Raw genomic sequence first — 25,157 nt, forward strand, 5'->3', positions numbered from 1 at the left:
AAGTATAATTATACAATTTCTATGCATTATTTTTCTCGCTGGCAGACAAATGTTTTTCGTGGTGATACAAAATATACCGCGAAGTAGGGGCTTGCAGATTGCAGGAATGATTTTTCAAACACGCTCCAGCACCTTCCGCTCTTCTTCGTCTGCAAACTGCTGTCTTACCAGCTGGTAATAATACCCTTTTTCGTTAAGAAGCTCCAGATGTTTTCCCTGCTCCACGATTTTTCCATCCCGGACGACCAGGATCAGGTCAGCATTGCGGATTGTGGATAACCTATGGGCGATCAGAAATGAAGTTCTTCCCTTCAAAAGCTTATCCGTTGCCTGCTGGATCAGCTGCTCCGTCTTGGTATCAATAGAGGAGGTTGCCTCGTCCAGGACAAAAATAGCCGGATCAGCCAGTACCGCGCGGGCAAAGGATAACAGCTGCTTTTCTCCAGTGGAAAGACGGTCACCGCCCTCTCCCACATCACTGTCGTAACCTTTGTCCAGCTTCATTGCCACTTCATCTGCGTGAACTGCCTTTGCAGCAGCTTTTACCTCCTCATCTGTAGCATCCAGCCTTCCATAGCGGATATTTTCCATTACCGTTCCGGAAAACAGATGGGGATTCTGAAGCACATAACCGATATTGCTGTGCAGCCACAGCTGGCTTCGCTCCCGGTAATCCCTGCCATCGATCAGAATACGCCCCTTCGTAGGTTCAAAAAAACGACAGGCCAGATTAACCAGGGTACTTTTCCCTGCACCAGTCTCTCCTACAATAGCCACATTGGTTCCTGCCGGAATTTTCAGACTGAAATTACTTAGCACCTCTTCTTTTCCATCCGGATACTGGAATGATACATTTTCAAATTCAATATCACCTTTGACCGCCTCCCAGTTCTCCTTATGGGGATGAAAGAAATCCCCATACTTTTCCAGCACTTCCGGGGAATCCACTACCTGCGGTTCTTCCTCCAGAAGCGAAGTCACACGCTCGATATTTGCCTGGGCTGAAATGCACTCAGACAAAATTCCGGCAAGTCTCTGGATCGGTTCAAAAATACCTACTGCATAAGCCGTAAAAGCGGCAAGGGTTCCAATATCCAGAGCTCCATTCAGAACCATGACTCCACCTCTGTCCAGTACAAGGGCAGTTGCAAGTGAGCCAAAGAACACCACCATCGGCACATAAATGGCATTCAGTCTGGCAGCCTTAATGGAGGCACTTCGCATTTCCTCTGTCACAGCCTGAAATTCACGGAAATTTTTGTCCTCCACCACCAGGGATTTCACTGTTTTCGCACCCATGATTCCTTCGTTATAACCGCTTGTGATCTTGGAATTGATTTTCCGCACCTGCCGGTTCCATGTAAGGATCTTATTCTGGAAATACCAGGTAAGCACGGCAATGGCCGGAACGATCAGCATGATCACAAGTGCCAGCTTCCAGTTAAGAAACAGCATTGCCACAAATACCCCAAGCACATAGCAGATTGCCCACAGCATATCGATCACATCCCAGGCAACCAATTCAGTAATCTTTGCCACGTCATTCATCACCCTGGACAAAATATATCCAACTGGAGTTGTATTATAATAGGAAAATGACAGCTTCTGCAGATGGACGAACAAGGCTCTTTTCATATCCCGCCCTGTCTCTACGTCAATTTTCATACAGCCTCTGGTAAAACAAATGACCGTCCACATCTGGAAAACGATCACCGCTATGTAAAGACAGATAAATCCACCAAGCCCTTCCAGCGTATTCCTGGAAATAAAGGAAGCAATTGCCTGCCGCTGAAACAAGGGCATGATAATATCCACGGCTGAACAGAGCAGATTCATTACCACCACCATGACCAGAACATTTTTCCGTGGGGCGAGAAACGGGAAAATCTTTTTCCAGATGGAAAAATCAATGGATTTCGTATATTCTTTTTCTTCTATCTGCATGCTGTCCCTCCTTCCATGAGGCGGATATCGCTGTTCATCTGTATCTCATAAATATCCTTATACGGGCCTTCCTGATGGATCAGTTCCTCATGGGTACCCATCTGCTGGATTTCCCCTTTGTCCATTACCAGAATACAGTCTGCCTGCATAAGAGACGTAATCCGATGGGAAATCATGATCACAGTTGCTTTCTCCATCTCTTTTTTCAGTTGTTTACGGATCTTATTATCAGTCTCCGTATCCACGGCTGAAAGGGAATCATCAAATACCAGGATCGGTGCCTCCTTCATCAGCATTCTGGCGATTGCCACCCTCTGCTTCTGTCCACCGGATAAGGTTACACCCCGTTCTCCCACAATGGTATCATATCCGTCTGCAAAATGCCCGATTGCCTCATCTACACAGGCAATCCCTGCCGCATGGCGAATCTCCTCATCTCGCAGCTTTTCCCTGGTGATTCCGATATTTTCACGGATGGTTCTGGAAAACAGGAATGGCTCCTGCAATACCATTCCTATATTTTGCCGCAGATACTGTCGGTCAATCTCCCGGATATCTGTGCCGCCAATGGTAATCGTTCCGCAATTTTCCGGCAGATCATACAACCGGTTCAGTAAATGGACCAGAGTGGATTTTCCGCTTCCGGTCGTACCAAGAATTGCAAAAGTACTTCCTGCCGGGATGGTAAAATTGATATTGTGCAGAACCGGATGCTCCGGGGAATAAGCAAAAGAAACGTTCTGAAAGCAGATATCACCATCCACCGCCGGCTTTTTCTTTCCTGTACAGTCCTCTTCTTCGTAGCCCTTATTTTCGTCAAAGTCCTCTTCCCTGGCCTGCAGAATATAAGCCACACGTTCCATGGAAACGCCAGCTTTACTCATGTCCGAGATAATCCTTCCCAGACTTCTCACCGGCCAGGTCAGTGACGCATTATAGGAAATAAAAGCCATAAATTCTCCCAGTGTGATCCGTCCCTGTACGGCGAAGATCACACCCATTACCATAACGGTCAGCACCTGAAGATTGGTGATCAGATCTCCCGACGCCCAATAAACACTCATCAGCTTTCCAAGATATACCCACAAGTCAGAGTACGCGTTATTCTTCTGGTCGAAACGGTCAATCTCGTATTTTTCCCTGCCAAACGCACGTACCACACGAACACCAGTGAGATTCTCCTGAACCGTACTGGAAAGTGCCCCTTCAGCCTCATCTGCATCCTGAAACCGCTTCCCGATCCTGGAATAAAAATAACAGGAATAACCGATGATAACCGGGAAAAAGACTGCCGCCGCCAAGGTTACCTGTACATTCATAGAAAACATGATTCCAAGATACAGCACAATAAGAAAGCAGATCCGAAATACCTCTGGCAGCTGTCTGCACACAAAGGTGCGGATCACCTCCACATCAGAGGTGCATCTCTGGATGATCTCCCCAGTCTGATGCTTCACATGCCAGGAAAATGGCAGATGCTGGACATGATGATACAAAGTATCACGGATGGATTTCAGAAAATTCTCAGAGCCTTTTGAAAGGCACATTTTACTCAGATAATTAAGGACCCCTGAAAGAACTGCCGATGCTGCCACCAGAAGAGCTGCAAGCAGCAATGTCTGCCGTACATCCAGGCCTTCTGGAATTCCGTCCATCACCAGAATATGGTCTGCCGTGTATTTTACGATCTGTGGAATCAGCGCATTACAGGCGGTAAACAATATCGAAAATACAAGTGTCCCAACAAAGAACCGAATATTTCCCTTCAGAAATCGGAAAATGATCCGGAATTTCTCATTTTTCTTTTTCGTTTCCATATATTCTCCCTCTATAGAAATAGAACATTCCCTGAACAAATCAAGGAATGTTCTCCTTTACTGCCTTATAAATCTTTCCCGTCACATCATATTCCTGCGCCTGATTTCCCTCATAGCTTTCAAAAGCTTCAAAAAATTTCCATGCTTCCGGCAGAAGATACAATTCCCTGCGCACATATTCATCCAGAACAATGGCTTCTGGAAGAAATCCCGTATATGCAGCACTTTCTGTTCCGAGCAGGTAAACCATATGCTTCTCTGACAGTTTCTTTAACCGCTCTTTTCTTTCCGGAGAAGGCGGCAGATCTGCATTTACCAGAATACTTCCAGGTTCAGGCAGTCTTACCAGCTTCATGGAAACATGTTCTCCCCTTTGGGCCTGTCTATGGCAGGCCAGGTATTCCTTTCCATTGTATGATACCTGTTCCACATCCTGTGCTTCCGGTTTTGCTGCCAGAAGAACTGGAAGACGCATAACCCGAAGACGGTTCTCCTGCCCATAGCTTCCAAGCTGCAGACAGTCTGCCGGCGCATAGATTCTTTGAAATACCGTTAACGCCCTCCGCCATCTGGCCGTGTATTTTTCATGGATATAGGGCAGAAAATCAAGATCTACCAGCACCTTCATCTTCGTCCTTGCCTTGGCTGCCAGATAATAGGGCAGATATTTCACACTTCCTGCCACAACCACAGCATCCCAGCAGGCAGTTCCAAATAACCGGTTCCATTCCCTTCTGGCAAGCTCATCCATATAGCTGCGGACCGCAGGATTTCCCAGATATGCTTCCGGATTTTTTTCCACAGTCAGATAATTCAGGTATTCCCTTTCCGTTACGGTCATTTTGCCAATTCCCATAATAGCCGCAGCATGGCTCATCTGAGCCAGGAATTCCCTGCATTTTCCCTCACTTTCCAGCTCTTCACTGAAAAATGCCACGTCTATATTTTCCGGATCCATCTGCGCCAGAAGTCTGTTTACCTGCAGCTTTACATTGTCTTTGGCATCCCCGCTTCCAAGAACCAGGATTTTCTTCTTTTGTCCATCTCTTAAAGAATAGCACTTCATCCCGTCAGAGATGTTTTTTTCCAGAAGGAAGCCAGCCAATGCAGCCGCCTTCTCCTTCATTTTCTCTTCCAGAACCAGCACTTTGCCATCATACACATTTCCCGCCAGACATTTCCCTGTCCATGTCTCTTTTGCTTTTTGCAGGCCAGGCGCACAGATATAGTCTGTTTTTAACAGCTCCCGCGCTGTGCCGGATACAAATTTCCTGCTCTTCGTTTTGGGATTTTCGTACACAGCTGACATAGTATTCAGGTAAATCTGCCCGTCTCTTTTTACATATGCTGCCGGCAATTCCACGCTACTGATAATAAAGCCGGATACTGCAAGCCCACGCCAGTAGCCAGAGGATTTCTCCGTCACTTTTCCAGAACTCCCCAAAGGCAGGCTTCCTTTCACGCAGCTGATGCAGTTGTATTTTTTGCCATAAGTGCGCTTCACATATTCGCACATTTCCCGGACAAGCTCTCCATCCTTTGTTCCCTTTTCCCATAAAAAGAAAATCTGTTCCGGGTCTACGGGCAGCTTCAGGTCATCTGCATATTCATATGTCTGGCTGATTTCCCGTCTGTAGCCCATCACCAGCTTCCTGGCACGGCGTCTGGCACTTTCGTATTCATCCATATTCGCTTCCAGGATTTTCTCTATCTCATTCATGCAAATCCCTCTTATCTTCCATCTGCGCTTCCAGTTCCTGATACTGCTTCCGGTTCCACTCTTCTGCATCAAAGCTATAAGAAATCTCAGTTTCAAGGTCTGCTCCCACCAGCTTCATGTTCATGGCCTTCGCATAAAGTGCACCGGCACTTTCTTCCCCTGCAGGACAGATAAAATAGTCGCACATCTTCATCAGGGCAAATGGCCTGGAAAGCCATCCTGTCAGAAATACCCTTCCTTCCAGATGAAGCTGGGAAATATTTTTTCCAAGAGCATCATAGGCTTTTCCTTTTCCCATTATATAAAGACAGCTGTTCTTCTCCTTTAAGCTGGCGAATGTGCCCAAAAGCGCCTCTGTTCCTTTCTGATACATGCAGAAATAATTATTTTTTTCTGCGTCCGGTGCCGGAATGGCATCCACAGTCAGCACAGAGGAATTTTCTCCCTCTATGTCTGCAATATAATAGCTCTCTTTCTGGGAAACGATCACAGGCTGCTCATCCAGCTCTGCCTGGATTCTGTTTCGGTCCACAAAACAAAGCTTATGTGTATAAAACTCTGTGCTTTCCATCTGGGAAACCATCATGGAAAACAGGTTCTTCTTTCCGGTAAAGTCGATGGCACAATCAAATACAGCTTCCCCAAACAGTCTTCTGGCCTCTCTTTTATAGAAGACATGGGGAATTTCTGCTTTTTTCCCTTTCATCAGATAGTTATGACTGGCAAGCTCCTGGGGACTTCCGTTGTATGGCTGTCCTCTGTAAAGGACACGGATCCCGTCTGGCAGGGAACGGATCAATCCCTGGGCTTTCTCATCACCACCCCCATCTATCAGAAGGGTAACATCAAACTTATCAAAATCAAGATACTCTGCCATTGCCAAAAATGCCCTGGTAGTTTCATTATCTGAAAAGTCCCCGGCATACATCAAAATTTTACGACGTCCATCCTCTTTACAGCGGATGCATTCTTCTCCTTTTTTTCCATGGAATACAATCTCTACAAGACGACGACATACATCTCCATCGTCTTTTGGACATGCCCACTTTGCTTCCCGCTCATACACCGGATGATAAGGCTCCATCGCCTTTTCCAGATCCCGTAAATATCCACCAAGCTGTTCATAATTTTCCGCAATAGGTCCTGGCAGCTTGTCAATTCCAAAGTACAGACCTCTGTAGTTCTGATAATCAGCAAGATCCGGAATAAAGAAAAGAATTGGTTTGCCAGATACCAGATAATCAAAGTAGATACTGGAATAATCCGAGATCAGAATGTCCGTAGCCTTAAGCAGCTCATTGGTATCCACCGTTGCCGGAATATACTGTCCGGTCACACCCTGGGTATTTTTGATGTGGTAATACACGATCTGGTGAGGCTTCACAAACACCTGATAGACAGAAGTATCTACATTTTCTTCTATGGTACGGATCATCTTCTCATATGCATCCAGACTGGTATCCGGGCTGGAGTATTTGCTGCCCTTCCAGGTGGGAGCATAGAGGATCAGTTTCTTGTCCGGATCTGCTTCTATTCCCGCCATTTTCAGTTTCCGGAATACTTCTTCCCTTTCAGTGTGAAAATAGCTGTCGTTACGTGGCTGTCCGATTTCCAGAATGGTACCTGGATAAATCCCGCCCATTTTAAATGCGTTCTGATAGATTTCTGTCATAAAAGGATCTGGAGAGATCAGATAGTCTGCAGCCAGGAAATTTTTCACCGTATTTCCTGCACTGATCTTTCCAGCCGGAATATCAAATCCAATGGTCTTTAACGGAATGCCATGCCAGGTATCGATAAATACCTGCCCCTCTCTTTTTGTAAAATATCCGGGAAAGCTCACATTGTTTACCAGATATTTGGAAGTCGCCAGATATTCCCGGTATTCCAGAGACTGGAATCTGATAAATTTTACGTTTTTGTTTTCTTTATATGCTTCCATCCAGGGAGCATTATCCGAAAAGTCATCAATGACCCAGACATGGAGATATTCCTGAAACTCCGGCTGGGTCAGCAGATACTTAAAAATGGCATGCGGGCTGCAGGTCATACCCCTGCCCCCAAATGCCTCATATAAAATACATTTTTCTTTCAGCGGACTGTTCTCATAATAATCCGCATATTTTTGCCGGAGCTCTTCGGTAAGATTATAACGTGCCTCTTCCCTGGCTTCCTTAACAGCCTGGGCATAGGTATCCCTGCGGATTACCCTTTTCGCCAGCTTTTTCAGGTCATTCACGGTGATTTTCATCAATCACTCCCCCCTTTTCTTCGCTGTTACACGTTCAAACAGTCCGTCCCACTCTTTTACTGCTTTATCAATGGAAAAGTCATCTGATTTCGCAATGGCATTTGCAGACATCTGGCTCCGGAGCTCTTCGTCATGTGCGATCTTCAGCATTGCCTGAGCAAATTTATGGGGATCAAACGCCTCCGGAAGAAATCCTGTCTTTCCGTCATCAATGATCAGGTCCATGGCTCCCATATGATAAGCGATCACCGGAAGGCCGAACTCGAAAGCTTCCATGATTACCATTGGCCATCCCTCCCATCTGGAAGGAAGAAGGAAAACGGAAGAATTTAAATAATATTTCTCCGGTTCATTTGTATATCCTACGAAATGGACACGATCCTCCAGATGACGATTCTTCGCATCTGCCTTGATCTTCCCGAACAGCTTTCCATCTCCCAGAATATCCAGTTCCCATTCCGAATCCTCTTTGCAAAATTCCTCAAAGGATTCCATCATAAGATCCAGGCCCTTTGCATACACGAAACGGGTAGCCATAAGGAAACGTTTGGATTTCACATTACACTTTTTCTCACTTACAAAGCTTCGTGGATTGATCTTCACTTCGGTATCAATGCCTAGCTTCTCTTTATAATCCCGCTGGTCGTATTTGCTAAGGACGATGTACCGGTCCAGATTGGGCAGATACTCCTGCAGAAGACACTCCTGCTGCCAGAATACCACCGGCTTCACATGCAGATATCCATCATAACAGTTATGCTGCCAGCCAATGGTAGCTGCCTTTAAACGTGGAGCGATCATGCCAAGCCGCAGGCTTAAGGACGCTGTGGTAATGATCACATCATAGTCCTTGGAATTTAAATAATCCACCCATTTATCCCTTGTCTTCTTCGGGAAAATGGACTCTGCAAGCAGATCATTGAAACACTTTTTATTAAATATGCCAAATTTATCATTCAGCTTCTTCACCAGATATCGTTTGCAGAAAGCCGGATTGCGGTGTCTGTTTACAAAATAGTTATTGTCAATAAAGTCCACATCAATGTCTTCACTTAAATGGTACATGGTGCGGTCTTCCAGAAAACGGTCCTCATAGGTCATGATCGTTACATCATGCTCTTTCACCAGCTCATTTGCCAGAAGGGAAACCACACGCTTGGTTCCGCCAAGATCAAAGATTTTTGTCATCCAGATACATATTTTCATATCTTATACACCCCGCGTGGGGGCTTCCTCCTTCAATTTGGTGATCCTGTATCAGGGGTTAATGTGAAAGTAATCCAGTACCCGTTTGCAATAGCAGTCTGTTACATTATGGGTCTTCGCACGGACGCTGGCACGTTTTTCACGATAGTCGTCTTTGCCATTCTTTACATCCAGAACAAACTGTTCAAAATGCCGGACGTTGTAAATATGTTCTCCTGGCATGTATTCCAGAGGATTCTCAAATACCCAGCCTCTGGATTCTGTATATGCTTCATAGTCATCCAGGGTAAAACCAAGGGGCTTGTCAAGGAGCAGGTAATCAATTGCCACAGAGGAATAATCGGATACCAGTGCATCAGAACAGTTGATAAATTCATAAAGCTGCAGCCCGTTGTTTTCCAGATCCTGGTTCTCCAGATAAACGATATTCGTCAGCACATTTTCCCCGAAATCATAGGGAATCTGCAGATAGTGCTTCTTAATTACCACCAGCATATGGTTATCACGGCAGAAATCATTAAATGCCAGCAGACTCTCTTTGGTGTCCAGGATCGGGATATTAAACTCATTATTCAGGGTTTCCTCATTCAGTCTCTCACTGCTGGCGTGACGGTAGGTAGGCATCCACAGGATCAGCTTCTCGCTACCGGATTCCTTCAAAAGCTTCTCCCTGTATGCTCTTGCAGCATCACTTCCAGCCAGCATCTGGTCGTATCTTGGGTAGCCAAAGGCAAGAAGCTTCTTGGAGCTGCATCCGAAAAATTCCATTTTTGTCTTAATGAACACATCACCAGGTACCAGGCAATAATCAAAGAATACCTTACGGTTGTTCTTGTTTGCTTTATATCCGCATCCATGCCACAGATCAATAAAAGTCTGCCCCTTTCTTGCCATTCCGATCCAGTTGAATGCCTGGGTATAGAAGATATAACGGGAGGTAAGCGCATAGCGGTATGCAACTGCATGGCGGATGGTGCTGTGCTTTTTGAAGCCTTCCACGAATTTCACATTCTCTGTCTCGTATTTTTTGTACTTGGACGGATCGTGTACCAGCCAGACAAGCTCATATTTTTTATTGTAGCCATTGGCCACCATATAATCAAAAAGGGCACGGCCATTGTCTGTAAAATCATCATTTGTCTCAAAAAGGATCCGGTTTTCCACGATTGCAGGCGGAAACTTCTTCATCCTTCTGATTTTCCATTTATCATATATCACATAAGTTCCAAAAGCTCTCAGGGTCAGATACCGGTCATACATGCTCTTATCTTCCCCGATTTTGGAAAACATTTTAAATAATGTCTGTACTTTTCCCATTGTGGTAAACCTTTCTTCAGAGTCTGTTAAAAACTTTTGCAAACAGGTACTAGTACTCCGTCAGTTTCTCCCTCAGCATAGTGGATGAGGTATCTCTTGTATACGGAAGGTATACAAGCTTCGCGCCAAGCTCTGCCATCTCTTTACCAGTCCGCTCCCAACGCTCATTTCCTTTCCAGTCGTCTCCGATATAAATTTCATCAAAACGAATCTTATCCCAGATCACCTTTTTATCCAGCGTATCCGTAATGATCACTTCATCCACATACTTGATCGCGCGCACGATCTCGGCCCGCTCTTCCAGCGGAATGATCGGTTTCTTATGTTTATAGCTTTCCACAAGCTCATCTGTATTGACACCTACGATGAGATAATCACATCTTCTCTTGGCATTTTTGATCAGATTCAGATGACCAATATGGAACATATCATAAGTTCCCTGTGTATATCCGATTAATTTTCCCATTTTTTGTTCTCCCTTTTACAGCCCTGCTACTGGTCACAAACGCTCTCTGGCATTTCACTGTTTTTTGTATCTTTTATTTTTCCCACCTGTCAGTTACATTTTATATGGAAAGCTTCGCTGCCAGTCTGCTGCAGTAATTTTCTGCAGGATTGTGCATTACCGGCATCAGCTTCTCCCGCTCTTCCTGGTAAAGATCCTCCCCAGCTGCCACATGCTCCAGAAATGCCTCAATTCCTGGATAATCGTATATTTTCTCTCCAGGCATATAAATAAGGGGATTCTCAAATACAAAGCCTCTTTTCTCTTTATATGCCATAAAATCTTCCAGTACATATGCCATAGGTCTGTGAAGAAGCATAAAATCCACAGCTGCCGAGGAATAATCCGAGATCAGTCCGTCGCAGACACCCATCAGCTCTGCCAGCTGGATCCCGGCTTTTTCCAACATCTCTTCTGTCACATAACGTATGTTCGTAAGCTCTTTTTCATCCTCAGACCATTCAGTCTGAAGCGGGTGCTTCTTGATGATCAGAAGCATGTCCAGCATCTTCAGGTGCATGTCCAGCTTCTTCAGGTCATCCACTCCGGAAAGTCCAGGAAGCTGGTATGCCAGCTGGATCTCGCTCTCCCTGCAGCCCTTCAGATTACTTTTGCGGAAGGTAGGCATCCAGATCACAGCCTTGCCCTCTTCCCATCCGAATAGTCTTTTTAACTGCTCTTCTTTCCCAAGGGAAGGATGGAGCATCCAGTCATATCTTGGATAACCGATGGGCCAGATTTTCTCTTTTTCGCAGTTCCATGCCACAGATTTCGTCTGGACGAAGAGTGGTCCCGGAACCAGGCCATAGTCAAATCCCGATCTTGCCTTCTCACCGGAAGGTGCTGACAGCCCCTGCTCCGGTCCCTTATAACCACAGCCGTGCCACAGATTGATGATCTGTCTTCCCTCACAGCCATAATCTAACAAATCCTGGGTATTATGGGAAAAGAAAAAATAACGGGCAGTAGCCGCATAATAATAGGCCCTGCAGCTATTCCAGCCATAGCGGTTCTCTGCTGTGACAAATTTCACATTCTTATATTTCACATTTCGGAATTTACGGACATCCGACACCAGCCAGATGATCTCATATTTTTCATTATAACCCATTTTTATGAGATAATCAAAAAATGCCCTTGGATTATCTGTAAAATCCAGGTTTTCCCTGTTTTTAAAAACAAGCCGGTTCTCTTTCACCCTACAGAAGCGTGCAGCTCCCCTGCCTATCAGCTGTTTCTCCACTTTAGTAAGTACTCTTGCCCCATAATGAAGCACAAATCCGGAAATTCCCTGTTCTTTTAGTATTCTTTTTCCTGCTTCTTTTGACATTTTTTATTCCTCATTCTTCAGGCTTCATCCTTTTCTTTTTCCTTCTTTATGCTTTCTATTTTATACAGCACACTCTATACCTCATAGCTGGATTTCTCCGGAAGTATTTTATTAAAAGCCCGAATTACTTTATCTCGTGTTTCCTCGAAATTCTTCAGTCTGTCATCATCATTGATACAGATCATTTTATGGGACTGTTTCTCCATAGTTTCATAAAGCTTGTCATCATCCCGGCCCATAACGCAGAACTGTCCGAAAGACGGGGACTGGGGCTCATAATTTCCCTCCATGCACTGCCAGTGCTTGATCACATACTGGTTCACATCATAAATGGAGCGGAAACGGTTATGACAGAGCCGGTCAAGCCGTTCTCCTTCTGCTTCCCACACCTTTTCATAGGAACTTTTCAAAAATGGACTTGGCATATGGGTATATTTAAACCCGGAAAATTCCTGATAAGGGAGCATCAGGATATTCCGAAGCAGCATCTTGCCATATGCAGGACTGAACCACTTTTTCCAGGTACGGCGGATCACTTCTTTTTTCTGGAAATGCATATTGATAAGTGCCGTATCGTTAAGCAGGATATGGGCAAAGGGATCGTCTATATTGTCCTGGGCTATCGCTGTCTCAATACAGCAATCCCTTGGCAGTCCGTTTTTGAAAAAATCCTCTGGCTGTACAGGACTGATCAGGAAAGTGTCATCATTGAAATAAACAAAATGTTCGGAAAGACCTTTGATTCGGTGAAGGTTCAGTTCGATGGGATGACTGCTGAAGGTAGGAAGATATTCCGGCTTCATAAATTCCTCATGACGAATCACGGAAAGCCTGGGGTTGGAAAGCTTCAGCCAGCCTGGAATATGCCCGCATGTCACAAAATAGATATGATTTACCCAGGGTGCAAATTTTTCCACACCTCTGAACCAGTACTGCAGATTATCCCAGTCCCGGTAACGGCTTGCATTGCCGGCATCTTTATCCAGACTGTATTTTCGCCTCTCCTTCATCCATGTCTCATCCTGGCCATCTACCCACAAAAGCACAAAATCAATTTTGTTTTCCATGCTGTTCTCCCTGTTTCTTATACAATTCCAGCAGCTTTCCAGCTTCCTGATGAATATCAAAATGCGCAGCCATTAGGAACCGGGCTGCGTTTTCCTTCTCTTCCCTGCCATTTTTCGCATAGGCAAGAACTGCATCCGCCCATTTTTCATCACTTTCTTCCAAGGAAAGTCTGCATACTTTTTCCTTTAATAATACAGCTTCTTCTGTGATCTCACTGGAAATCACACAGGGCAGTCCGCTTGCCTGTGCTTCTAACAAAGTGAACGGGAGACCTTCGAATAAAGAGGGAAACAGAAATACATCCATGGCGCTCAGATATTTCTCCACGTCCGGGCACACGCCTGCGAAGATCACTTTTTCCAGAATGCCCAGCTGCTTAAACTGCCCACAGATCTTTTCTTTTAATTCACCGTCTCCGATGAGACAAAGTCTGGCTGTCGGCTCTTTTTTCTGAATTTCATAAAAAATACGCACAATAGCTTCATGATTCTTCTGCACCTGGAATCTGCCAACATGACCTACCAGAATGCCCTCCCGGATTCCAAGCTGCTGCCGTATTTTCTCCCTGTTTTCCTGGGAAAAGCTGTATTTCCTGGTATCTATAGCATTCGATACCACTGTCACTTCCCCTTTTTCGAAAGCAGTATCTCCAAACAGCCATCTGCCTGCTGTTTCTGAGCATGCCAGCTTCATATCCGCATAGCGGTTCAGCCTGGGGCGGTTCCATCTGTCCATCAGCTTCCGGATAAGCCCGGGAGCTGACGCATTGTGGGAATGGGCGATCACTTTCCCCACTCCTGCCTGCTTTGCAAGGCGAAGAGGTACGATATTCGCAGCGGAAAGCATATTCACATGTACAATGTCATACTGCTCTTTTTGCAAAAGCCCCTTAAAAGCCTTCACATAACCGAAATAATCCTTTTTCACATTTGGAACATAAAATACTCTTCCACCAAGCTTCAGGATTTCCTGTTCATATGCAATCGTTCCATACATGGAAACGAAATCGAAGGTAATACCCTGCTTCGACAATTCCCGGAAGTAATTCATTACAAATGCTTCCATGCCCCCAGGATTATTCCCCAATCCTACCTGCAGAATCTTCATAATCTTCCTCTTTTATTTTTTCATCAGATATCCAATAAGCTTGTTATAGCCGCAATATTTCCGAAAGATATCCAGAATGATTCCCATTCCAAGTGATATCACCAGAATCACCACCGGTACCAACCAGAAATAACGTACTGACCACACATATCTGCCCAGATAGTCTCTCACAAATGTATGTATCAGCCAGATATACAAAGAATATTTTCCCAGAAAGCCAAACAGTCTTTTCACCCAGGAAATTCTGAATACATACTCTTCCAGAAACAGGATCACAATAAAGGGAACCATTGCATAATGATATTCCCAGAATACTTTCAACGGAATTTTGTTATAACTCCACACACCAAAAACAACCAGAAACAACGTTAAAACAAATTTAATCCCATTGCTTACTTTTGGTTTCATCCCAATCTGCCAACTGTGAAACTGCTCAAATACAGATTGTTCACAGGCCAGCATTCCCAAAACGAATACAGGCAAAAAGGAATATGCAGCTGTTCCACCAGGAAATCCAATCCCAGCTATACGTGGAAACAGAAAAACCAGAAGCAGGGTAATTGTCCCACCCAGCTTGCGTATCAGATAAGCCAGAACCGGAACCAGAACAATGAAAACAACAGCAGCTCCCATATACCACCAGGCTCCCCGCAATGTTTTCGTTCCAAACAAATTGGAAACACCCACACAGTCCAGAACCACATTTACAAGCTTTTCCAGCCGGTTACTTCCCCACTTTGAGAAATTTATTTTTCCCACAATTGCCATGAGAATGTAAGCAATCACTGCAACAAACCAATAGCCAGACAAGGTAGAAATCAAATGTGTTTTCACCCAGCCAGATATCTTCTCTCTTCTTTTTTCCTCTCCCAGCTTCCTGTAACCATACATAAGACCATAACCAGAGACGAACGCAAAAAGAGCCACACATATCTTCGCCCACTGCGCAAGCCCAACTACCTGCGTTTCTGTAAATAATGGTGAAAAAACGGGCGTATATCTGGCAAATTTGTCTGCTGAACGGAAACAATGATGAAATACCATTAAGAATACCGCGATGCCTTTTAGTGCCAGGGATTCATCTCTGGTCAAAACCTTTTTCATAATCAGCCACCTATCATCTCACTGTATTGTTCCGCGATCGGATCAATATCCCCATATGCGATCAGCTGTCCTTTTTCCAGGATCATTGCCTTATTGCAAAGACGCTTCACCTGCTCCAGGGAATGGGATACGAAAAGCACAGTGACTCCGGAATCAAACATACTGAGGATCTTATTTTCACTTTTCTTTCGGAATTTGGCATCACCTACAGAAAGAACCTCATCCAGAATCAGAATCTTCGGCTCAACCACTGTAGCGATTGCAAAGCCCAGTCTGGATTTCATACCGGAAGAGTAATTCTTCACAGGCACATCCATAAACTTCTGGAGTTCAGAAAATTCTACGATCTCATCGTATTTGCTGTCAATAAATTTCTTGGTATATCCAAGCATTGCACCGTAAAGATAAATGTTCTCTTTACCTGTGTACTGGGGATCAAAACCTGCGCCCAGCTCCAGAAGAGGAACGATCTTACCATGTTTGTCCACATGTCCCTCAGTCGGCTTAAACACACCTGAAATCACCTTCAGAAGAGTACTTTTTCCTGCTCCGTTCAGTCCCAGGATACCCACACGGTCCCCCTTCTCCACGGTGAAGCTTACGTTTTTTAAAGCCCAGAACTCATTGTACTGGATTTCTCTTTTGATTGTCTTAAATATATAGTCTTTTAAGCTGTCAACTTTCTCACGGCTTAAGCTGAATTTCATACTAACATTATCAACTTCTATAGCTGGCTTACCCATATTTTCTCCTTAAATATACAGAATAAAATTGTCCTGTTTCTTCTTAAAGCATACAAGTCCGATGATGGTGATCATCACGCTGAACGCAGTTGCATAAATAACATATGGCGCATACATCGGTTCTCCGAATATTGCAGAACGGAAAATCTGGATGTTGCAGTACAGCGGGTTAAATTTCAGGATCCAGGCCCATCCACTTTTTAACAGCTTACTTGGATAATAGAAAATCGCACAGGTGTACATGATCAACATCAGTCCAACTGTCCAGAGATATTCAATGTCCCTGAAAAATACTCCGATGGTTGCAAGGAACATTCCGCTTCCGTAGGCTAAAATCAAAATCAGGATCAGTGCGACCGGAGCCTGAAGCAGATAAATAGTTGGCTTCACACCAAGAATAACACTTACGATTCCAAGTACCAGCAGGGAAATCAGGAATATAACATAGTTATAGATAACTGCTGAAAGTGGATACAGGTACTTCGGCACATACACTTTTTTGATCATTGCCGAGTTCGAACGGATGGACTTCAACGCCGCTTTGGTCGCATTGGAATAAAAAGTATACAAAAGACGTCCTGAAAGAATATACACAGGGAATGTCTTATCTGTATTTCCATACAGGGTTCCAAATACGATTGTCAGTACTACCATGGAAAGCAATGGCTCTAACATAGACCATAAAATACCAAGGTAGGAACGACGGTATTTCAGCTTGATTCCTTTTTTTACCAGCTCACTTAAAAGGAACTGATACTGTCTGAGATTATCAAAATATTTCTTCATATTCACTCCATTGTATTTTTGTAACTGTATTTGGCTTTTCTAACAGATCCCAGATATCTGGAACTTTTGCTCGAAAAACCAACCTGTATTGTAACATACTCTTCTAATGGTTGCAATATGGGGATTTACAGCCTATTTTCCCTATTTTTGTTTTGCTCTTATTCTAAAAGTCCTCTTTACCATTCCAGATTTTTACTTGCATCAATAGTCATATGATAAGCTTCTGCGTAAGAGATTCCTGTTTTTCTGCAGATTTCTGCCAGACTTTCATACTCCGGATAACACTTCTGGGCGCCTTCCGGTCCGCATACTTTCACTTCTACTTCCCCGAACGGGATCATTACCTTTATTTTTTTCCTTGGTAAAATGGTGCGTTCCATTCTCACCCTGCGAATTCCTATGCTGGTGGTTTCTGCAAAAATAAGAGCTTCCATTCCAGGGATATCTTCTTCTTTACAGATTACTGTGAGCAGCCATGCCGGACGGTTTTTCTTCATATATACAGGTGTATAATGGACATCTCTTGCTCCTGCCTCGAACAGTTTTTCCATAACAAAGCCAAGGACTTCACCGCTGCAGTCGTCAATATTGGTTTCCAGTTTATAGATGTAATCGGCAGTTTCTTTTGAGGCTTCTACAGACTTACTTCTCTCTTCGGCCTGAATCAGCATGGCGCGGAGAATTCCGGGGCATTCATAGGTCCGCTTCCCGGCACCAATACCTGTTTTTTCGATCATAAAATTCTCCGGCAGTTTATCTGTAGTCCGTATTGCTGCCACGATTGCAGCTCCTGTAGGCGTAACCAGTTCCCCTTGTACCTGGGTAATTTTCACATTCAGTCCTGTCTGCTGTACAATATTGGCAACAGCCGGAACAGGGACGGGCAAAATGCCGTGCTGGCAGCGGATCGTACCGGTTCCTTCATATAATACTGGCACGATCACCTCGGTAATTCCAAGATTGTCCAGGCAGACTGCTGCTGACAGAATATCCACAATGGAATCCACAGATCCAACTTCATGGAAATGCACCTCTTCCACCGGAACATTGTGGGCCTTTGCCTCTGCTTTAGCCAGAATTTCAAAAATAGCAAGTGCTGTTTTCCTGGCACCACCTGTCATCTTCGCGCTGTTGATGATCTGGCGGATCTCATTCATGCCACGGTGCTGGTGCGGGTGATGATGTTCATGACTGTGTTCCTCTACATGGCTGTGTACGCGTTCATCACTATGTTCCTCTTCGTGGTCATGCCCGTATTCATGGCTATGTTTCCTTTCATGGCCATGCAGATACTCCATATCATGGTCATGTCCATCCAGCTCTTTATCCAGAATCACATCAAAATCACAGGCATCAATCCCGGACTTCTTCACCCTGCTTACTTTTATCTCAAATCCCTGTACCGGAAGGCTTTCCAGCACATCCATCAGCACCTTCTGGTCCGCTCCAAGATCCAGAAGTGCTGCTACTGTCATATCTCCGCTGATTCCGGAGTAACACTCCAGATATAATGATTTTCCCATAATTCTCCTCAACTGTTCATCCGTATAATACAAGTTTCATTTATTTTCCAAGAGCCAGCCGGTTCATCTGGGTTGCCAGATACCCCGCACCATATCCATTGTCGATATTCACCGTTGCAATTCCATTTGCACAGGAATTGATCATGGTAAGAAGTGCCGACAATCCGTGGAAATTGGCCCCATAGCCAACAGAAGTAGGCACTGCGATCACCGGTCTGCTCACAAGCCCGCCCATCACACTGGCCAGGGCTCCCTCCATACCGGCAACTGCCACCACACAATTGGCGTCCTGGATGGTATCCAGCCTGGAAAACAGTCTGTGCATGCCACTGACACCTATATCATAGATCCGTTCCACATGGGTTCCAAAGTATTCTGCTGTCTGCGCAGCCTCCTCTGCCACCGGAATGTCCGCAGTACCGGCTGTGCACACAGCAACTTTTCCCTCATGAAGCTTATCTGGCTTCTCAATCTTCAAAATTCTGGAAATAGGGTCATACTGAACCTGGGGATATTTTTCCCGGACCAGTTCATACTGTTCCTTCGAGGCTCTCGTTCCCAGCACCTCCCCCTCTCCCAGATACAAACGCTCAAAAATCCGCAGCAGATGCTCATCCGCTTTATTACTACAGTAAATAACCTCTGCGAAACCGGTGCGGGCCTTTCTCCCCGTATCCAGCTTGGCATAATCCATTTCCTTATAGCCATCCTGACGAATCAGGTTTTCTGCTGCTTTCGGGGAGAGTTCCCCTTTTTGGACCTGTGCAAGAATCTCTTCTAATGTCATCTATAAACTCACTCCCTGCAATTTCATTTATAATTGGTCACCGTTCTAAAGTCTGGTAACCATAATCGTTAATTGACACAATTATAACGTTTTCTTTGCTTTTATTCAACCCATACTAAACGGACATGTCTGCTTTCGCAGACATCACCATGAATGAAAGTCTAGCCTGTTTATATAAAAAAATCCTGCCTCATTTAAAGAAGCAGGATTTTCGCTTAATTTGTCTGTCATAAGTTTCCAAACAGATCCATTTACTTTTTAAACAGCTTTATTTACTCTTTGCAGCCTTCTTATCCCCAAGGAAACCAATGGAGGTCACACAGATCAGCTTATCAAAGATCATGAACATAGCTGGTAAGATGAACAATACAACTACCATACTGATGATCGCACCACGCGCAAGCAGAGTACAGATAGAACCGATCATCTCAACCTGTGAATAACAGGAAACACCGAATGTTGCAGCAAAGAAGCTGAGTCCACTGCTGATGATGGACGGCATGCTGGTCTTATGGGCAATGCTGATTGCTTCCATCTTATTCTTGCCATGCTGTCTCTCTCTCTGATAACGGGTTGTCATCAGAATCGCGTAATCCACGGTAGCACCAAGCTGGATAGCACCAATAACGATACTTGCAACGAACGGAAGGCTGATTCCCTGATAGAACGGGATCGCCATATTTACAAAAATCGCGAACTCAATAACCGCAACCAAAATAATAGGAAGGGAAATTGATTTAAAGATGATCATGATGATCAGGAAAATAGCTCCAATGGAAATTACATTTACACGAACCAGGTCGGCATCTGTGGTATCCTGAAGGTCCTTCATAAGTGGAGCTTCACCAATTACCATTGCAGTATCATCATATTTCTTAACGATCTCATCAATAGCCTTGATCTGTGCATTTACCTCATCTGTAGCAGAACCATACTCGGAGCATACAAATGCAAGTTCATACTGGTCACCTTTGAAAATGCTCTTAAGATCATCCGGGATCATGGATTCCGGAACAGTCGGTCCGATCAGGGAATTCATACCCAGACTCCATTTTACACCATCGACCTCATCGATCTCATTTAACATGTTCTGTTTCTGTTTGGAATCCATATTCTTATCTATCATAATCATATGGATATTTCCAACTGCGAAGGTCTTCTGCAGCTCATCATTTGCAATGTTACACTCCAAAGTGGATGGAAGAGATTCTGCAATGTTGTAATAAATCTGTGTGTGATTGTTTCCATAAATAGCAGGGAACAGAAACACCAGGAAAATCACAGTCCATGCTTTATAATGCTTTGTAATAAAAGCGGACGGCTTATCCATTTTGCTGAACAGAAGCTTATGCTGTGTTTTTTCAATTGGCTTGTCAAAGAACAATACCAGCGCAGGAAGAATCGTTACACAACAGATAACACCAATAACAACTCCCTTCGCCATAACAATACCAAGGTCACGTCCAAGGGCAAAAGTCATAACACAAAGTGCAACGAAACCGGCCACTGTGGTAACAGAGCTTCCTGCTACAGACTTAAAGGTATTGGCAATGGCATGACCCATGGCACGGTCTTTTTCTCCAGGGAAACGCTTTTTGTTTTCTTCATAGCTGTTCAGAAGGAAAATGGAATAATCCATTGTAACTCCAAGCTGAAGTACAGCAGTAAGTGCCTGCGTAATATAGGAAGTCTCTCCTAAGATGATGTTGCTTCCCAGGTTATAAAGAATTGCAAGACCGATACTAAGCAGGAACAAAAACGGAACTACAAAAGATCCGCTTGTCAGCTCCAGAACGATCAGACTGAGTACTGCTGCAATCACAACGTAAATTGGCAGCTCCTGCATGGCGATGTTCTTGATATCCGTAACAACACCTGTCATACCGCTTAAGAAACACTGCTCATTGGCAATCTTACGAAGCTCTGTGATAGCCTCCATGGAGCTGTCTGAAGACGTGGTATTGTCAAACAGTACCAGCATCATGGTAGCATCCCCGTTTATAAATACCTTTCTGTATTTCTCAGGAATCATCTCTACCGGAAGGGTAATGTCTGCTACATCATCATACCAGAGAACATCTTTCACGTGTTCCACTTCGCTGAACTTATCTTCCAGCTTCTGGACATCCTTCATATCCATATTCTCCACGATTACCATGGAAAAGGCGCCCATTCCAAACTCATCAACCAGAATATCCTGTCCTTTCACAGTCTCAAGGGTATCTGGCAGGTAACTTAACAGATCATAATTAACTCTCGTCTCTGCGATTCCGATCACAGACGGGATTACCAGCAAAAGTCCGATAAGAAGAACCAGGACTTTATGCTTGGCTATCCATTTTCCTACTTTGACCATTGATGTCATCTCCTTAACTCATTTCTTTCGTACTATAGTATAAACCAAAATGACCAATAGTCAATATTTTTTTTGACAAAAATGAAAAATAGTCATTTTTCTCAAAATCCGATCAAAACGCCAACAATTTTTACCAAAAATGCCGCAATCCATGCGATCACACACTGGCCAACCACAACTCCTGCTGCCCATCTTCCACCAAGTTCACGCTTCACGGAAGCTATGGCAGCAACGCAAGGTGTGTATAAAAGACAGAAAACCAGAAGGCTGATTGCTGCCAGCGGAGAAAGCACCTGTACAAGGGCTGCAGTGCTTCCAAACAAGATAGACAACGTGGAAACCACGCTCTCCTTTGCCATAAATCCGGTCACAAGTGCTGTGGAAAATCTCCAGTCTCCGAAGCCAAGCGGCTTGAATACCGGCGCGATGATTCCCGCCACAACAGCCAGAATACTGTCTTTGGAATCTGTCACAATATTCAGATGCAGATCAAAAGTCTGTAAGAACCAGATCACGATCGTTGCGACAAAAATAACCGTAAATGCTCTCTGCAGGAAATCCTTTGCCTTTTCCCAAAGAAGCTGTCCTACATTCTTCGCGCCAGGCAGACGGTAGTTTGGAAGTTCCATAACGAAAGGCACTGCCTCCCCTTTGAAAAGTGTTTTTCCAAAGATCAGCGCCATCAGGATTCCCATGATAATTCCGCCAAAATAAAGTGACACCATCACCAGTGCCCCATATTTCGGGAAAAAAGCAGCTGTGAAAAAGGCATATATTGGAAGCTTTGCCGAGCAGCTCATAAACGGAGTAAGGAGAATGGTCATCTTACGGTCCCGCTCAGAGGGCAAAGTTCTGCTGGCCATAACGCCAGGCACGGTACAGCCAAAGCCTACCAGCATCGGTACAATGCTTCGTCCGGAAAGTCCGATCTTACGGAGCAGCTTATCCATCACAAAGGCAACCCTTGCCATATATCCGCTGTCCTCCAGAAGTGACAGGAAGAAAAACAAGGTTACAATGATGGGCAAAAAGCTGAGCACACTTCCCACACCGTTAAAAATACCGTCAATTACAAGTGAATGAAGCACACTGTTTACATTCCATGCCACCATCGCCTGATTCACCACATTACAAAGCCAGGTAATTCCCATATCCAGAAGATTCGAAAGTCCCTGTCCGATCACGCTGAAGGTAAGCCAGAAGACCAGCGCCATAATGCCTGCAAAACATGGGATCGCCGTATATTTTCCTGTGAGGATCTTATCCATACGCTGGCTTCTTAAATGTTCTTTGCTTTCATGAGGCTTAATCACCGTCTCATCGCAGACCTTCTCTATGAAATCAAAACGCATGTGCGCAATTGCAGCAGACCTGTCAAGACCACGCTCTGTCTCCATCTGCTTCACAATGTGCTCCAGAGTTTCCTTCTCATTCTGATCAAGTCCCAGTTTTTCCAGGATCAGCTCATCTCCCTCTGCAAGCTTGCTGGCAGCAAAACGCACCGGAATGTCTGCCTGCTGGGCATGGTCCTCGATCAGATGCATGATACCGTGAAGGCATCTGTGTACAGCCCCGCCATCGTCGTTTGCATCGCAGAAGTCAAGGCGTTTCGGCCTCTCCTGGTATTTTGCCACATGGACTGCATGAGCCACCAGCTCATCGATACCCTCATTCTTCGCCGCAGAAATAGGCACCACCGGAATCCCCAGTGCCTCCTCCATCTGGTTCACCAGCACAGAGCCGCCATTCTGCCTTACTTCATCCATCATATTCAAAGCCAGTACCATAGGCACATCCAGCTCCATCAGCTGCATGGTCAGATACAGATTACGCTCAATATTGGTCGCATCTACTATGTTGATGATTCCCTTTGGATGCTGCTCCAGGATAAAATTACGGGTGACGATCTCCTCGCTGGAATACGGAGACATGGAATAAATTCCTGGCAGATCCGTTACCAGGGTATTCTTTTTCCCACGGATGGAGCCATCCTTCCGGTCTACTGTTACACCAGGAAAGTTACCCACATGCTGGTTGGAGCCGGTCAGCTGATTGAACAAAGTCGTCTTCCCGCAGTTCTGGTTTCCAGCCAGGGCAAAGGTAAGAAGTTCACTCTCCGGAAGCGGATGCTCATCTGCCTTTTCGTGATATTTGCCGCCCTCTCCAAGTCCCGGATGGGGAATCGCTTTGGAACGTTTCTTTGGCTTTATTTCCTTCGCATCTCTTACATTATCAATTTCAATCTTCGCTGCATCTGCAAGGCGCAGCGTCAGCTCATAGCTGTGGATCCGCACTTCTACAGGATCCCCCATCGGTGCATATTTCACCATGGTCACATCTGCCATAGGGATGATTCCCATATCCAGAAAATGCTGTCTTAATGCGCCCTCTCCACCAACAGCCGTAACTGTGGCAGTTTTCCCAATGGGAAGTTCTTTTAATGTCATTTCTATTTTTCCTCTTTTCCCATATGTATGATGTCAGGAATCGTTCCGCAGGTGCGTTACTCTCCTGGCATTTTGTCTTTTAATGATAAAGATTATCATTAATATTACAAAAGTTAGTTTATTCTAATATTTTGAAGATGTCAATATTATTGAGAAAAATTATTGACAAACCTGTCCTCATCTGATAAAGTTACCACACAAGGTTTCCCCGTGAGGGAGTAGCAAGCGTATCAGATGCTTTTTTCCAAAAGGCAGCTGTCACGTGGCAAGTCAACATACCGACCGTATGAATGTTATCATTGTACCGTATGCATAATATAGCTTTTCGATCTGGCTTGCATTAAATTGCGAGACTCATGTATAACTTTACGCTATACATGGAGTTTGTCCTTTTTTAGAATGAATGTAGATGACCCATATATAGCCCATGGTTATATACTGGGTCTTTTTTCGTGCCATGGATTGTTCAGCAGTTTTCTGACCTTTTGACCCTGGCATCCCCAAATAATACTATGGAGGAATATAAAAAATGAGTTACAGTTTTGTCTTTTTTCTGAACAGCGCTCTTCTGGGCGTCGGACTTGCGATGGATGCATTTTCAGTTTCTCTTGCCAATGGGCTCCATGAACCGAAAATGCGCATCCGGAAAATGTGCAGTATCGCCGGTGTTTTCGGTGCCTTCCAGGCATTCATGCCAATGGCCGGCTGGCTGTGCGTCCACACTATCGTAGAGTACTTCAAAGCCTTTGAAAAATTCATTCCCTGGATTGCCCTGATCCTGCTGGGTTACATCGGCGGTTCCATGCTGGTAAACGGAATCCGTGGAAACGGCGAGGATGAAGAAATTCCCGGCGTAGGTCCGAAAGCGCTTTTTATCCAGGGAGTTGCCACTTCCATCGACGCTCTGTCTGTTGGCTTCACCATTTCCGAATATGACTGGCTTATGGCTCTTGTCTGTTCCCTGATCATTGCCGTGGTTACCTTTTTTATCTGCATGGCAGGCTTATCACTGGGAAAACGCTTCGGGACAAAGCTTTCCACCAAAGCCGATATCCTTGGCGGTGTGATCCTGATTGCCATCGGACTGGAAATTTTTATCAGTAATCTGTTTTAAATTATTTCTTATAAAAAGAGCTTTCAATATAT

The 25,157-nt window shown here is 44.7% G+C and carries 18 protein-coding genes and 1 pseudogene; 2 read left to right on the plus strand and 17 right to left on the minus strand.

The features are described from left to right. Window positions 1–49: 49 nt before the first annotated feature. Window positions 50–121: pseudogene (locus ACTQWB_RS08355) on the plus strand (hypothetical protein); the annotation flags it as partial. Here the strand turns inward: ACTQWB_RS08355 and ACTQWB_RS08360 are convergent. From ACTQWB_RS08360 to feoB, 17 genes are all read right to left on the minus strand, one after another. Further along, on the minus strand, window positions 115–1,944 hold the full coding sequence (locus ACTQWB_RS08360) for an ABC transporter ATP-binding protein (protein ID WP_441501478.1): 1,830 nt from the start codon (window positions 1,942–1,944) through the stop codon (window positions 115–117). The pseudogene ACTQWB_RS08355 and the gene ACTQWB_RS08360 sit on opposite strands and share 7 nt — an antisense overlap. Then, window positions 1,935–3,761, minus strand: coding sequence for an ABC transporter ATP-binding protein (locus ACTQWB_RS08365; protein ID WP_441501477.1), 1,827 nt, complete (start codon window positions 3,759–3,761; stop codon window positions 1,935–1,937). The genes ACTQWB_RS08360 and ACTQWB_RS08365 overlap by 10 nt, the downstream gene beginning before the upstream one ends. Before the next feature lie 40 nt (window positions 3,762–3,801). After that, window positions 3,802–5,481, minus strand: a complete 1,680-nt coding sequence (locus tag ACTQWB_RS08370; RefSeq protein WP_441501476.1) for a hypothetical protein — start codon at window positions 5,479–5,481, stop codon at window positions 3,802–3,804. After that, window positions 5,474–7,732: a CDP-glycerol glycerophosphotransferase family protein gene (locus ACTQWB_RS08375; protein WP_441501475.1), complete on the minus strand. Its 2,259-nt coding sequence runs from the start codon at window positions 7,730–7,732 to the stop codon at window positions 5,474–5,476. Before ACTQWB_RS08375 ends, ACTQWB_RS08370 begins: the two co-directional genes overlap by 8 nt. Window positions 7,733–7,735: 3 nt before the next feature. After that, window positions 7,736–8,938, minus strand: coding sequence for a glycosyltransferase (locus tag ACTQWB_RS08380; RefSeq protein ID WP_441501474.1), 1,203 nt, complete (start codon window positions 8,936–8,938; stop codon window positions 7,736–7,738). Window positions 8,939–8,989: 51 nt separating this feature from the next. Beyond that, a complete protein-coding gene (locus ACTQWB_RS08385; protein ID WP_441501473.1) occupies window positions 8,990–10,255 on the minus strand; it encodes a CDP-glycerol glycerophosphotransferase family protein in 1,266 nt (421 codons plus the stop codon). A 49-nt stretch (window positions 10,256–10,304) separates the two neighbouring features. Continuing rightward, entirely contained in the window at window positions 10,305–10,721 is a 417-nt protein-coding gene (locus ACTQWB_RS08390) for an adenylyltransferase/cytidyltransferase family protein (RefSeq protein ID WP_441501472.1), read from the minus strand. A gap of 100 nt (window positions 10,722–10,821) precedes the next feature. Beyond that, window positions 10,822–12,090 carry a CDP-glycerol glycerophosphotransferase family protein gene (locus ACTQWB_RS08395; RefSeq protein ID WP_441501471.1) on the minus strand — a complete coding sequence of 423 codons (1,269 nt, stop codon included), beginning with the start codon at window positions 12,088–12,090 and terminating at the stop codon, window positions 10,822–10,824. A 74-nt stretch (window positions 12,091–12,164) separates the two neighbouring features. Beyond that, the gene (locus tag ACTQWB_RS08400) at window positions 12,165–13,157 is read right to left on the minus strand and encodes a stealth family protein (RefSeq protein ID WP_441501470.1); all 993 of its coding nucleotides are present in this window, start codon (window positions 13,155–13,157) and stop codon (window positions 12,165–12,167) included. Beyond that, entirely contained in the window at window positions 13,141–14,265 is a 1,125-nt protein-coding gene (locus tag ACTQWB_RS08405) for a glycosyltransferase family 1 protein (RefSeq protein WP_441501469.1), read from the minus strand. The genes ACTQWB_RS08400 and ACTQWB_RS08405 overlap by 17 nt, the downstream gene beginning before the upstream one ends. A gap of 12 nt (window positions 14,266–14,277) precedes the next feature. Next, on the minus strand, window positions 14,278–15,369 hold the full coding sequence (locus tag ACTQWB_RS08410; protein ID WP_441501468.1) for an acyltransferase family protein: 1,092 nt from the start codon (window positions 15,367–15,369) through the stop codon (window positions 14,278–14,280). Window positions 15,370–15,371: 2 nt separating this feature from the next. Beyond that, window positions 15,372–16,112: an ABC transporter ATP-binding protein gene (locus tag ACTQWB_RS08415; RefSeq protein ID WP_441501467.1), complete on the minus strand. Its 741-nt coding sequence runs from the start codon at window positions 16,110–16,112 to the stop codon at window positions 15,372–15,374. Window positions 16,113–16,121: 9 nt separating this feature from the next. Beyond that, window positions 16,122–16,898, minus strand: a complete 777-nt coding sequence (locus tag ACTQWB_RS08420; protein WP_441501466.1) for an ABC transporter permease — start codon at window positions 16,896–16,898, stop codon at window positions 16,122–16,124. 176 nt (window positions 16,899–17,074) lie between these two features. Then, window positions 17,075–18,421: a nickel pincer cofactor biosynthesis protein LarC gene (gene larC, locus ACTQWB_RS08425; protein WP_441501465.1), complete on the minus strand. Its 1,347-nt coding sequence runs from the start codon at window positions 18,419–18,421 to the stop codon at window positions 17,075–17,077. 40 nt (window positions 18,422–18,461) lie between these two features. Continuing rightward, window positions 18,462–19,208: a nickel pincer cofactor biosynthesis protein LarB gene (gene larB / locus ACTQWB_RS08430; RefSeq protein WP_441501464.1), complete on the minus strand. Its 747-nt coding sequence runs from the start codon at window positions 19,206–19,208 to the stop codon at window positions 18,462–18,464. Window positions 19,209–19,476: 268 nt separating this feature from the next. Then, the gene (locus ACTQWB_RS08435) at window positions 19,477–21,564 is read right to left on the minus strand and encodes an efflux RND transporter permease subunit (protein WP_441501463.1); all 2,088 of its coding nucleotides are present in this window, start codon (window positions 21,562–21,564) and stop codon (window positions 19,477–19,479) included. Window positions 21,565–21,665: 101 nt separating this feature from the next. Further along, window positions 21,666–24,011 carry a ferrous iron transport protein B gene (gene feoB, locus ACTQWB_RS08440; protein WP_441501462.1) on the minus strand — a complete coding sequence of 782 codons (2,346 nt, stop codon included), beginning with the start codon at window positions 24,009–24,011 and terminating at the stop codon, window positions 21,666–21,668. A gap of 529 nt (window positions 24,012–24,540) precedes the next feature. Between feoB and ACTQWB_RS08445 the strand changes: the two genes are divergently transcribed. Continuing rightward, entirely contained in the window at window positions 24,541–25,125 is a 585-nt protein-coding gene (locus ACTQWB_RS08445; RefSeq protein ID WP_441501461.1) for a manganese efflux pump MntP, read from the plus strand. Window positions 25,126–25,157 lie beyond the last annotated feature (32 nt).

Source organism: Blautia sp. HCP3S3_H10_2, from assembly GCF_052122375.1.
Taxonomy (GTDB): Bacteria; Bacillota; Clostridia; order Lachnospirales; family Lachnospiraceae; genus Blautia_A.